Origin of the sequence: Neorhizobium sp. DAR64860/K0K1 (assembly GCF_050500205.1) — a bacterium.
Taxonomy (GTDB): Bacteria; Pseudomonadota; Alphaproteobacteria; order Rhizobiales; family Rhizobiaceae; genus Neorhizobium; species Neorhizobium soli.
Window position 1 is genome coordinate 162,642 of sequence record NZ_CP191458.1, and the last position, 12,671, is coordinate 175,312.

Sequence of the window (12,671 nt, forward strand, 5' to 3'; positions counted from 1 at the left end):
TCTTCGCAGCCTCAAGGTCGTAAAGCTGAAGTTATCGAAGGAGCAAGAGCAGGGCATGACCAAGCTACTATTGATCGATGACGATGCCGAGCTGACCAACCTGCTGGGCGAGTATCTGACAGAGGAAGGCTTCGCGGTCGAAACGACCGCGGATGGTCGCGTCGGCGTGGCCGAGGCCATGTCCTCCTCGACGGATCTGATCGTGCTCGACATCATGATGCCGCGGATGAACGGCATCGAAGTTCTGCGCAAGATCCGGCAGGTGAGCGACGTGCCGGTGCTGATGCTGACGGCAAGGGGAGACGATATCGACCGCATCGCCGGCCTCAATCTCGGAGCCGATGATTACGTCTCCAAGCCCTGTTCGCCGGGGGAACTGGCCGCGCGCATTCGCGCCATCCTGCGCCGCTCGGGCCGAACCGAGCGGGACGGCACCGTCAACGAGATCAGGACGGGCGAACTGGTGCTTTATCCGTCGAACCGCAGGGCGATGTGGCGGGCGGCACCCCTGGAACTGACCGGAACCGAGTTCAGCCTGCTGGAAGTGCTTGCCCGCTCCTCCGGCCAGCTTGTCTCCAAGCAGGAGATATCGTTGCGAGCGTTTGCCAAGCCGCTCACCGCGTTCGATCGCCGGATCGACGTCCACATCAGCAGCATCCGGCAGAAACTCGGCGCCCGCCCGGATGGGCAGCCCTGGATCCAGGCCGTGCGCGGCCGCGGCTACCAGTTGCTGGAAGGCTGACCATGCATCGCCTGTTCTGGAAATTCTTCACCGTCGTCTGGTTGGCCATGGCCGGCTCGATTGCGATCCTGTTTGCGATCAGCACGCTGTTCCAATCACCGTTCGAGGAGGAGGTTGCTGGCCGGGAACTTAGCCTGACGCTGGAGACCGCGGCCCAGGTGCTCCAGTCGGATGGCCTGGAGGCGACGGCCAGGCTGGTGGCGGCGGTTCGGCGGACCGGTCGCGACATCCCGGTCACCGTCACGACCGACGGGCCGGCGATCGATTGTGCCGAGCAAAACGAGGAGGCGCTCGTTCGGACCGCCGTGCGCGACGGAGAGTGTTATCGCCTGGAAATTGCCGGCGCAGCGCCGAGCATGATGGCTAAAACCTGGCCTCGGGCTGTTCCGTGGCTGGCAGCACTTCTTGCGGCAGCCGCTGCGGCCTATTGGCTCGCCCGCTATTTCATTACCCCGGTCGAGCAGCTGCGCTATGGGCTGCGCTCGCTTGCCAGGGGAGAACTGGACGTGCGGATCGCCCACAAGATCGGCGCCAAACGCGACGAGATCGCGTCGCTGGCGCACGATCTGGATATCACCGCTGCCCGGTTGCAGGAGCTCCAGATGGCTCAGCAGCAGCTGTTCCACGATATTTCACACGAACTGCGCTCGCCTTTATCGCGTCTGCAAGCTGCTATCGGCGTTTTGCAACAGAACCCCGTACGGCTGGCGGTGATGATCGAGCGGATGAGCCGCGAGGTCGAGCGGCTCGACGAACTGGTCGGCGAAATCCTGACTCTCGCCCGGCTGTCGGATCGCGATACACCGAGGTTCGAGCGGCAGACGCTCGACCTTGTCGATCTCCTGCGTGAGATTGTGGACGATGCCGGCTTCGAGGGACAGGCGCGCGGGGTAACCGTCCAGTATGAGGGCGTCGACACATTCGTGGCTTCCGTCAACGGCGAGCTGATCTACCGCGCGCTGGAAAATGTGATCCGCAACGCCATCACCCACACGGGACCAAGCACCGCTGTCCGTGTGACGTCCAAGGTCTTGGACCGGAAGCTGATCGTGACCGTCGAGGACGACGGCGAGGGTGTGCCGGAGACGGAACTGGAGGCGATCTTCAAGCCGTTTTCGCAAAGTTCAACCGTCACCACCCGTTCCGGCTTCGGCCTTGGGCTTGCCATTACCCGGCGTGCGGCGGAATGGCACGGCGGGGGCGCAAAGGCAGAAAACAGACCGGCCGGTGGTCTGTCCGTCCAAATCACAATTCCGACCTGTGCTGCCCCACGAAAGCTTGTGGCAGCAAATTAAGCGCCCATCGCGGTTCGGCCTTGGCAAATCGGTGTCGCCGACTACTTCACCCGGGAGTCGACAACGACAAGGAGACACACAGGATGACCGCCATTCGCCGCATCGTCTTGGCAAGCCGACCGACCGGTCAGCCCGAGGCTAAGAATTTCCGCATCGAGAATTTCGAACTCCCGGAAGCAGCAGAAGGAGAGGTCACCTTGCGATGCCTCTATCTTTCGCTCGACCCTTACATGCGCGGTCGCATGAGCGACGCAAAGTCTTATGCAGCGCCCGTTCCCATTGATGGCGTTATGGAAGGCGAAACGATCTGCGAAGTGGTGAAGTCTCGCCACACAGCCTTTTCGCCCGGCGATATCGTTCGTGCTCGGACCGGATGGACGACCAATGCGGTTGTCCACGGAGATACCCTGACTCGTGTCGAAACGCACGGCGCAACGCTGACGACGGCACTCGGCGTGCTGGGAATGCCCGGCTCGACCGCCTGGAGCGGAATGAAGTTCATCGGGAAGCCGAAGCAAGGCGAGACCGTCGTTGTCGCCGCTGCCTCCGGGCCTGTCGGTTCGCTGGTCGGCCAGCTTGCGAAACTTGCCGGGGCGAGGGCAGTCGGGATTGCCGGCGGACCGGACAAATGTGCGTATGTGAAAGATGGCCTCGGCTTTGACGCCGTTGTCGATCACCGCTCGAAAGATTTTGCGTCCGATCTCGCTGCTGCATGCCCTGACGGCGTCGATGTCTATTTCGAAAATGTCGGCGGGCACGTTTGGGACGCCGTCCTGCCGCTGCTGAACCAGTTTGCCCGTGTCCCCGTCTGCGGGCTTGTCGCGCACTACAATGGCGCCGGATCTGCGGAAACGGACAGGCTTCCGATCACCATGTCGGCGGTTCTGAGGCGCAGCCTTCTCATCCGCGGCTTCATCCAGACTGAATTCATCAGCCACTTTGGAGACTTCCTCGATGAGGTCGGCCCGCGCGTCGCGTCCGGCGACATAAAGTATCGGGAAGATATCGTTGACGGCCTCGAACGTGCGCCGGAGGCTTTCATCGGTATGCTCACCGGCGGCAATTTCGGAAAGCTGATCGTGAAAATCGCTGACTGACTGGCTCAAGCAGCCTAATCCGGCCATGAATTCGCCGTGTGTAACAAAGACCAGACCCCGGACCGTGGCAGCACCGTCCGGGGTCTTCAAAGCCAGGCCTACCTCTGATTTCAGCTTGAATGATGCACTCGTGTTCCGGTCGACTGGCCAGGTGGTGCAGGCGAATTTAGCGTGGGTTTCAGCCAGTTGAGTTCGGCAACATTTCGTGGCATCAACCGGCACCATTCACCTTTCGAAAGTCGCTGGTTACGATGCAGTATTCCGTATTGACGCGGCGATGGATCTCGGCTGCGATTATCGCGATCGTGTCCGCTCAGCTCGTTGCCTGTGCCAACAGGCCTTCGGCCTCTGTTCTCGATCCGGTCGCGGTTAACCCGGCATCCAGCCGTCAGCTTACCGTCCTTACTGCGACGAACCGGTCGCGGGACGGCGACGGATACTCGTCCCGCCGTAACGCAGATCCGGCCTTCGAAACGTTCACGGTCGCAATCCCGCCCTCGCACCGCCCGCCGAAGATCGAATGGCCTGTCGGTAGACCCGACGCGTCGACGGACATGGTTGTTTCCGAAAGACGCTCTCTCGACCAAAAACAGTTTCTGGCGTTGGCGGACGCGCCCAACAAGGATGGGGCGGTTGGCATCTTTGTCCACGGGTATAACTACACGTTCCAGGAGGGTCTGTACCGGCTCGCGCAGGTCGCCGCCGATTCCAAGACGGATGGAAAGCCCGTCCTTTTCTCTTGGCCGTCGCAGGGATCCCTTGCGGGATATCTCGCGGATCGTGACGCGGCCCTGGCTTCGCGTGACACCCTGGTCTGGCTCGTCAAATCGATGGCAGCCAAACGCGATGTGAAACGGGTCATCCTGTTCGGGCATAGCATCGGCGGGTTCCTGATCATGGAAACGCTTCGCCAGCTGAAGCTTGAAGGCCGCGGCGACGTCCTCGACAAGTTGGTCGTCGTGCTCGCGGCTCCAGACATTGACGACGATCTGTTCAGGTCGCAGCTGGAGGTCGTCGGTCGGATGCGTACCCCCATCACGCTGTTTGTTTCCAAGGACGACAAGGCGCTCAAGATCTCCAGTTTCATCAGCGGGGAGAAACCGCGCGCGGGATCGCTCAATGTTGATAGCCCTTCGGTGCGCGACGCAGCCTTGCGCTATGGTCTGCGGATCATCGACATCTCGTCGGTCAAGGCAGCAGATGGGGTCGGGCACGACCGGTACGCCAATCTCGCACAACTGGGTCCGCAGCTTGCGCAGGCGGGTGGCGGGGCGGTTTCGGTGCCGGAGGCGGGCGCCTTCGTCTTCGACGTCGCGGCATCGGTCATTTCAAGTCCGTTCAGATTGGCAGGCGCGGTCGTCGGCGGGCGCTGAGCTTGCGGTTTCTGGCGGTAGACCAGGGAAGGATGATTGATCCTTCTCTCTCATTCTTGTGTCCGTGCGTGGTCGCACTTGTCGATTGTCACCCTATGTTGCGTGTGTTGAACCGAGAGACACCGATTTGCGCCGAGCATTCCACTTCCTCGCCCTGACGGGCGTTTTCATCGTCATTCTACTCGTCTCGGCGTGGTCATCGCTGGCACTGTGGTACCGTCTGCCATTGCCGCTCCCGGCAAGAGCGGTGTTCGCTGCGCTGTTTGCCGCTCTCGGTGTCTGGACCATCGTCTCTGTGATCCGCCACCGATGGCGGGCTCCGACGGGCGTGTTCTCGGTGGCCTTCGCGATCGTGCTTTCGTGGTGGTTCACGCTCGCGCCCCCAGCGGTAGGAGACTGGTCGCCGGACGTTGCGCGACAGGTCACCGGAACGATTTCGGGCGACACGTTGACCCTGAACGGTGTGCGAGACTTCACCTGGAGAAGCGATACCGATTTCACCGAAAACTGGGAAACAAAGACGTATGATCTGACGACGCTGACGTCGGTTGATCTCTTCATGTCCTACTGGTCGGGACCGCTGATGGGCCACATGCTGGTCAGCTTCGGCTTCTCGAATGGCGAGCACGTCGCCTGGTCCGTCGAGGTCCGCCGCAAACGCGGAGGCGCGTTTTCGCCGATCGCGGATCTCTTCAAGAGCAATCCGCTTGTGATCGTCGCGGCAGAGGAGCGGGATATTATCGGGGTTCGTACGATCGTGCGCGGCGAGGACGTCCAGCTCTACCGGGTGAACGTGCTGCCCCAGACGGCACGCAATCTCCTGGTCGCCTATGTCGAGGATGCAAACAGGCTGTCCCGCCAGCCGCAGTGGTACAACTCGCTGATGACAAACTGCACGACTGCGGTTGTCGCCATCGTCAGAACGCTTGGAGGCACGGTCCCTCTCGACTGGCGCCTGTATGTGAACGGCTATCTGCCCGAATACGCCTATGATCAGGGCATCCTCGACACCGGCTCTCCGATGCCGGTGCTGAGGCAACAGTCCCATATCGCCGAAAAAGCCAAGGCAGCGGGCATGTCGCAAGATTTTTCACAGGCCATAAGGCGAGATCGGGTAACCGAACCGCCTGCAACGAACTAGACGCAGCGGCCGGGATCTTATCACCTCACGACGTATAGGTGTTGAGCATCTGCCAGACATCGTAGGCTGAGATCACCGTCTCCATCTGCGCCGTATGACCGGTGACGAAATCGTCGCCATAGATGGTTTCGTCGGGGTATTCGGTGATCAGCGTCAGCGGCACGGTATGGCGATCATCCACTGACGACAGGCATGGGAAGCCGTTGATGATGCGGAAACCCGTCTCGCCGGCGTGGGTTTCGTAGAGCGCGATCTGGCGATTGTTGTAGTCGAGAATACCGGGAATTGCACCCAGATGCCGGGTGACGTGGTCGAGTATCGCTTCCGCCTGCTGCGTCCAGCCGGCGTGGTGGCGCATGATCAGGAAGAAACCCTTCGGCAGCGTCCACATGCCAAAACCGCGCGGCACGTAGCCGGATAGCGGCCGCGTCCATTCGTGCGATGGATAGCCGTGCAGGTTGATATGCAGCTGTGCGCCGCTCAATTCCTGCGCTGTGAAACGGATGGCTTTCTCGTTGAGATGCCGGCCGGAATTTTCCGCCGTCCGGTATTCGAGATCGTCGCCGAGCGCGGTGTAGCGGGCGGCGTGGTGCATGTGGCGCGGGTTATCGACCCGCAGGCGCTGGTGCAGCGCGTAGCCGTCCGGGTTCTCGATCGGCGAGATGGTGAAATGGGCACCGGCACGTTGCTTCAGCGCACGGGCAGCGCGGATGGCGCCGACAATGCCGGTCGTCTCGTTCGGATGCTGGCCGCCGCTGATCATCACTGCCGCGTCGCTGCCTCTGACGTAACGCGCCGAGAGAACGCGACCGGATCGCGACCGGGCATTGAATTCCTCTCCGCCGATCTCCGACAGCAGTCTCGACATCTGCGCAACGGCCGGTGGTTCGCTGGCCGTATCGATTTCCTGTTCGGGGCCATCCCTAAAACCTGTGCTCAACGGCCGGGTCTCGACACGAACGCTGATCTCGTCGTTGCTGCGCACGATTTCCGGCACGATCTGGCCTGGCTTCAGACCACGGTCGCCGAGCGGACGGCCGGATTTCTTCTGGAAGAATTCAAGCAGCGAGAAATAGAAGTCCTCGTGCAGCGCCTCGCGGAGGCTGACGACCTCGTCGCCTACAGCCAGCGGCATGTCTTCTGCCGGATGCGACACGGCGATGTTGAGTTCTTCGAAATAGGGTTCTTCGTTGCCCCAGTCGTGGTTTGCGATCGCGTCGATTGCGAGGCTGAACAGGCGCTCGTAATCCGTCTCCAAGCGCTCGCCGGTCGCGCCATCGCGGCTGATCCAGCCGATCGGGGAGAGATTGGTTTCCCCGACCGCATCTGTATGCACGCGGTTCGGCGCCTGAACCTTCAGCGTTTCCGTCTGGCCGTTGCGGGTGAGCGTGACGTCATAGACCAGTTCGTCATCTTCCCGCGCGACGAACGCGATATCAGCGTCTCCGACAAGTGCCGAAAGCGGATATGCTTCGAGCCGGAAACGGTTGGCCGGAGCGTCGGCATGAACCGGATAACGCACCTCGATCGCTGTGACGCCTTGACGGTCGATCTCTTCCAGAAACGCAAACAGAAGCGGCTTGTAGGCACTGCGGATCCGCGCCGTGACGCCTTTGTCCTTCAACGCCTGTTCGGCGGCACGACGGCTCTTCGTGTCGTCGAATGTCCAGGCATCGATGGACTCGCCGGGCGCAGCATTTGCAACCAGCGTGTCGAGCGTACGCTCCAGTTTGGTTTCAAAGATCGAAGTCATGATGCTTAACCCTTGTGAATGCCGTGCTGCTTATCGGGACGTGCGGCCGGTCGGATCGAGGCTGTCGCGCAGCCAGTCTCCGAGAAGGTTGAGCCCGAGCACCGTTAGCAGGATCGCAAGGCCCGGGAGGACGCTGACCCACCATGCGGTCTGCAGATAGGTTCGGCCGTCGGCCAGCATGCCGCCCCAGCTTGGAATGGTGGGATCGACGCCGAGGCCGAGGAAGGTCAGGCTGCTTTCGAGCAGAATGTTGTTGGCGACATTGAGCGTCATCAGAACGATCACCGGTCCGATCAGGTTCGGCAGCAGGTGCTGGATGATGATGCGCCAGTCCTTCACCCCGATCGCGCGGGCCGACAGGACGAACTCACGCTCCCTCAGCGTCAGCACCGAGCCGCGCACCAGACGGGCATACTGCACCCATTGCGACACAATCAGAAGGATGATCGTGTTGGTCAGGCTTCCGCCGACGATGGCGATGAAGGTGATAGCGAGCAGAATGAACGGCATCGCGAGCTGCAGGTCGGCAAAACGCATCACCAGCATGTCCCAGAAACCGCGGTAATAGCCGGCGATCAGGCCTACCAGCACGCCGAAGACGACGGCGCCGATGACGGAGGTGAAGCCGACCAGGAGCGAGATCTTTCCGCCGGCAACGACACGCGCCAGCACGTCGCGGCCCAGCGGATCGGTTCCGAACGGGTGAGCGGCGGTCGCAAAGGGTTTGGCGAGCCGCGCCATCAGGTCGATCTTGTCGGCGCCGCCCGGAAACAGCAGGTCGGAAAACAGCACTGCGAGGCAGATGACGACGGTGAGGGACATGCCGAGAACGAATTCGAGGCTTGCGAAGCGCCACCGGCTAGAGGTTTTTGTTGCCATTGCCGGTTACTCCGTGCGGATGCGGGGATCGACGAGGCCATAGGCGATGTCGACCAGAAGGTTGATGCCGACGATCATCAGCGACAGAACGGTGATGACGGCCTGAAGCACGGGAAAGTCGCGGGCGCCGACGGCGTCGAAGGCAAGCGTGCCCAGTCCCGGCCAGTTGAAGACACGCTCGATGACGACGATGCCGCCGAGCAGGCCACCGAACTGCAGGCCGAAATAGGTGATCAGCGGAATGGCGCAGTTGCGCAGCGCGTGCTTGTAGAGAACCTTGCTCTCGCTCAAGCCTTTGGCGCGCGCGACCATGATGTATTGCGACTGCAGCGTTTCCAGCATCGAGGTGCGGACAAGACGCACATTCGTCGCGGTCAGGATCACGCCCATGGTGACGGCGGGCATGACATAGCTCGAAAAGCCCGACATGCCGCTTGGCGGCAGCCAGCCGAGCGTGATGGAGAACAAGAGGACCAGCATGGTGGCGAGCCAGAAATTGGGAAACGACAGGCCGATCAGCGAAAAGATGCGGATGGCCTGATCGGCGGCCTTGCCGCGCGAGGTGGCAGCCTTGATGCCGAGCGGGATCGAAAGCGCGATCGACACGAACATCGAGATAAAGGCGAGCAGCAGGGTCGCCGGCAGGGCATTGCCGATCAGCATCGAGACCGACGTTCCGCCGGAAAAGCTGCGACCGAAATCGAGCGTGACCAGCCCCTTCATGAACGTCCAGTACTGGACGAGGAACGGCTGGTCGGTTCCGAGCGCTGCGCGAATGCGCGCCAGATCGTCTTCCGTCATGCTGCCGCCGCCCTGGAACATCGTGACGGCCGGATCACCGGTCAGGCGAATGGCGAACGAGACGATGAGCGTGATGGCGATGACGACGAAAATCGCCTGTAGCAATCGCTTGATGAGGAAACCGGCCACTGTGTTGTCCTTAAGGAGAAGTTCGGCCCCGCCCGGGTTGGCCCGGGCGGGGTGGCTTTTCGGATGACTACTCGACGGTGACGTCGGTCAGCTTCAGGCGGTTGTCCGGGGGCGCGATGAAGCCCTTGACCCGCTTGTTGATGCCGAAGATGGCGTTGCTGTTGTAGAGCGGCAGTTCGAGCGCGCGTTCCGACGCATAGGCGCCGACTTCCCGCAGGATCTTTTCGCGGGCCGCACGGTCGGTCAGCGGACGCTGCGATTCCAGCAGCTTGTCCAGCTTTTCGTCCTTATCGTACGGGTTCCACTTTTCGCCCGAGTGGTACATCGAATAGGCGGTGTTGTCGTAGTCGAACGTCCAGCCGCCCCACTTCTGCTGGAACATCGCGCCGGTCTTGCCCTGCGGGATGATGTCGTTCAGCAGAACGTTGGTTTCGTAAGGCTTGATGGTGGCGGTGATACCGACCATCGACAGGTAGCTCGAAATGACCTGCGCCACTTCGTTCATCGTCGCATCATTGCCGCGGATATCGATCTGCAGCGTCGCACCCGTCTTCACGCCGGCTTCGGCAAGCAGCTTCTTGGCACCGGCCGGATCGTAAGGGATTGCCTTGAGGTCCGGATCGAAGCCGAAGGAAAGCGCGCTCTGGAAGCTGGTGATCTCGGAGGCCTGGCCGGCGAGGATCGACTTGACGATCGTGGCGCGATCGACAGCCATGATGATCGCCTTGCGCACCTTTGGGTCGGCAGTGATGCCGTCGCGGGTGTTGAAGCGCAGCGCGTCGACGGTCGGGCCGGGAACGGAAACGATTTCCAGCTTGTTGTCGCCTTCGATGACCGGCAGCATGCCGATCGGAATGGTCGGCGGGATCACCAGATCGACGCGGCCAGCCTGCAGTTCGGCAACAGCGGTTGCTGGCTCAGCGATAAAGCGGAACTGGAGTTCCGACAGTTTCGGCGCGCCGCCCCAATAGTCGGCATTGGCTTCGAGCTTGATATCGACCTTGGGCTGGTAGGATACGAACTTGAACGCGCCCGTGCCGATCGGGTTGAGGTTGAAATTGTCCTCACCCTTTTCCTGGATGTATTTCGGCGGAACGATCATCGCGCCGTAACCGGCAAGCTTGGTCAGAAGAACCGGATCGGCAGCCTTGAGCTTCAGGTCAACCGTATAGTCGTCGATGACGTCGATGCTCTCGATCGAGATGTAGTTCGAACGCTGCGGACCCTTGGCACCCTGTTCGCCGAGAAGGCGCTCGAAGGTGAACTTGACGGCGGCTGCGTTGAAGGGCTCGCCGTTGTGGAACTTCACGTTCTGGCGCAGCTTAAAACGGATGCGCTTGCCTTCGTCGAGTTCTTCCCAGGATTCAGCGAGACCCGGAACAAGCTTCAGGTCCGGACCGCGATAGGTCAGACCGTCGAAGATGTTGGTGGCAACGGCTGCCCACTGCACGAGAAACGTATCGATCGGATCCCAGCTGCCCGGATCCTGCGGGCTCGAAATGGTCAGCTTTCCGGCAGCGAACGCAGGCGCCGACGCAAAGGCAGTCGAGAGCGCAAGCGCCACTGCGGTTGCCTTCAGTCCCCGTTTGATTGTTGTCATTGATCTGTTCCTCTTCAGATGGTTGCGATTGTGTCGCTGGTTTCAGGCGCTCTTCGCGACGAAGTGGCCTGGATTGATTTCCTCGTGCACGAGGATGGCGGGCTCGTCACCGACGCGCCTCACCGGATTGGGAATTTCGCCCTCGATCATCGCCGACTGGCGGGCAACGGTCGGATCGGCGACCGGTACCGCGGACAGAAGGCGACGGGTGTAATCGTGGGCAGGCGTCTCGAAAACCTGGCGCCGTGAGCCAAGTTCCATGATCTGGCCGAGAAACAGAACCGCGACGCGGTGGCTCATCTTCTCGACGACGGCCATGTCATGGCTGATGAACAGGTAGGCAAGACCGCGTTCGGCCTGCAGATCCATGAACAGGTTGATGATCTGTGCCTGGATCGACACGTCGAGCGCCGACAGCGCCTCGTCGGCAATGATCAGCTTCGGATCGGAGGCAAGCGCGCGGGCAATGCAGACGCGCTGCCGCTGGCCGCCGGAAAACTCGTGCGGATAACGGGTTGCGACATCGGAGGTGAGGCCGACACGCTCCAGCAGTTCGTCGACGCGGCGGCGGACGGCCTTGGCATCGGAGATCAGGCTGTGGGTGTTGATCGGCTCTGCGATCGAGAAGCCGACGGTCTTGCGCGGATCGAGCGAGGCGAACGGGTCCTGGAAGATGTACTGGACATCCTGGCGCAGGCGGAAACGTTCGGCAGCCGACATCGACGAGAAGGTTCGGCCGTTGAAGGCGATGTCGCCGGACATGGCAGACTGAAGCTGCTGGATCGTCCGGCCGATCGTCGACTTGCCCGATCCGCTTTCGCCAACCAGTGCCAGCGTCTCACCGGGGTTGATGTCGAAACTCACTTTCTGCACGGCGCTCAAGCGATGGGTGGCCTTGCCGAACAGGTTTTTCTTGATGTCGAAGCGGACGTAGAGATCCTTGACCGACAGGAGCGGCGTTGCGCCATTCTTGACCGTGTCCTGGATCCGCTCCTCGCCGACGACGGTCGGCTTGCCATCCTGCAAAATGGTCAGCGGCAGACGCTTGGGGAAAGCCTCTCCCGTCATGCTGCCGAGCTTCGGCACGGCGGAAAGCAGGGCCTGGGTATAGGGGTGCTGCGGGTTGGCGAAGATCTCGCGAACCGGGCCTTCCTCGACTTTCTTACCCTTCCACATGACGACGACATGGTCTGCCATTTCGGCAACGACGCCCATGTCATGGGTGATGAACACCATGCCCATGCCGAGGGTCTTCTGCAGATCGCGCATGATGTTGAGGATCTGCGCCTGGATGGTGACATCAAGCGCAGTCGTCGGCTCGTCGGCAATCAGCAGCTTCGGGCGGCAGGCAAGCGCCATCGCGATCATCACACGCTGCCGCATGCCACCGGAAAGCTGGTGCGGATAGCGGGTCAGAAGTTCTTCAGAGTCGGGCAGTCGCACCATGTCGAGCAGCCGGCCGGCCTCAGTCAGGGCCGCGCTCTTGCTCATCTTCTCGTGCAGGACAAGCACTTCGCAGATCTGGTCGCCGATGGTGAAGACCGGGTTGAGCGAGGTCATCGGCTCCTGGAAGATCATGGCGATCTCCTTGCCGCGGACCGACCGCATCTCTTTCTGACTAGCTTGCAACAGGTCGCGGCCGTTGAACATGATACGACCAGACGCATAATTCGCACCCATCATGTCGGCGAGACGCATGGTCGACAGCGAGGTCACCGACTTGCCCGAACCGGACTCGCCGACGACCGCGACCGTCTGGCCGGCCTCGACGGTAAAGGATAGGTCGTCGACGACGCGGCTCGCGCCGAATTCGACGCTCAGGCGTTCGACCGACAGGAGCGGCTTGCTGTTTTCGGTCATG

The 12,671-nt window shown here is 61.5% G+C and carries 10 protein-coding genes; 5 read left to right on the forward strand and 5 right to left on the reverse strand.

What is annotated here, in order from left to right; all coding sequences use genetic code 11:
* Window positions 1-55 precede the first annotated feature (55 nt).
* The 5 genes from ACQY1J_RS00730 (at window position 56) to ACQY1J_RS00750 (ending at window position 5,648) form a co-directional block, all read left to right on the forward strand.
* On the forward strand, window positions 56-742 hold the full coding sequence (locus ACQY1J_RS00730; RefSeq protein ID WP_062459393.1) for a response regulator transcription factor: 687 nt from the start codon (window positions 56-58) through the stop codon (window positions 740-742).
* A gap of 2 nt (window positions 743-744) precedes the next feature.
* Window positions 745-2,037, forward strand: a complete 1,293-nt coding sequence (locus tag ACQY1J_RS00735; RefSeq protein WP_062578202.1) for a HAMP domain-containing sensor histidine kinase — start codon at window positions 745-747, stop codon at window positions 2,035-2,037.
* Window positions 2,038-2,120: 83 nt separating this feature from the next.
* Window positions 2,121-3,134 carry an NADP-dependent oxidoreductase gene (locus tag ACQY1J_RS00740; protein ID WP_430249711.1) on the forward strand — a complete coding sequence of 338 codons (1,014 nt, stop codon included), beginning with the start codon at window positions 2,121-2,123 and terminating at the stop codon, window positions 3,132-3,134.
* Between the two features lie 251 nt (window positions 3,135-3,385).
* Window positions 3,386-4,507 carry an alpha/beta hydrolase gene (locus tag ACQY1J_RS00745; RefSeq protein ID WP_062578198.1) on the forward strand — a complete coding sequence of 374 codons (1,122 nt, stop codon included), beginning with the start codon at window positions 3,386-3,388 and terminating at the stop codon, window positions 4,505-4,507.
* 127 nt (window positions 4,508-4,634) lie between these two features.
* The gene (locus ACQY1J_RS00750) at window positions 4,635-5,648 is read left to right on the forward strand and encodes a DUF4105 domain-containing protein (RefSeq protein WP_430249712.1); all 1,014 of its coding nucleotides are present in this window, start codon (window positions 4,635-4,637) and stop codon (window positions 5,646-5,648) included.
* 25 nt (window positions 5,649-5,673) lie between these two features.
* Here the strand turns inward: ACQY1J_RS00750 and ACQY1J_RS00755 are convergent, their stop codons facing one another.
* From ACQY1J_RS00755 to ACQY1J_RS00775, 5 genes are all read right to left on the reverse strand, one after another.
* Window positions 5,674-7,401 carry a M14 family metallopeptidase gene (locus ACQY1J_RS00755; protein ID WP_430249713.1) on the reverse strand — a complete coding sequence of 576 codons (1,728 nt, stop codon included), beginning with the start codon at window positions 7,399-7,401 and terminating at the stop codon, window positions 5,674-5,676.
* Between the two features lie 30 nt (window positions 7,402-7,431).
* Window positions 7,432-8,280 carry an ABC transporter permease gene (locus ACQY1J_RS00760; RefSeq protein ID WP_430249714.1) on the reverse strand — a complete coding sequence of 283 codons (849 nt, stop codon included), beginning with the start codon at window positions 8,278-8,280 and terminating at the stop codon, window positions 7,432-7,434.
* Window positions 8,281-8,286: 6 nt separating this feature from the next.
* Window positions 8,287-9,210, reverse strand: coding sequence for an ABC transporter permease (locus ACQY1J_RS00765; protein WP_092663235.1), 924 nt, complete (start codon window positions 9,208-9,210; stop codon window positions 8,287-8,289).
* Between the two features lie 67 nt (window positions 9,211-9,277).
* The gene (locus ACQY1J_RS00770; protein WP_430249715.1) at window positions 9,278-10,810 is read right to left on the reverse strand and encodes an ABC transporter substrate-binding protein; all 1,533 of its coding nucleotides are present in this window, start codon (window positions 10,808-10,810) and stop codon (window positions 9,278-9,280) included.
* 42 nt (window positions 10,811-10,852) lie between these two features.
* Window positions 10,853-12,670: a dipeptide ABC transporter ATP-binding protein gene (locus tag ACQY1J_RS00775; RefSeq protein WP_430249985.1), complete on the reverse strand. Its 1,818-nt coding sequence runs from the start codon at window positions 12,668-12,670 to the stop codon at window positions 10,853-10,855.
* Window position 12,671: the final 1 nt, after the last annotated feature.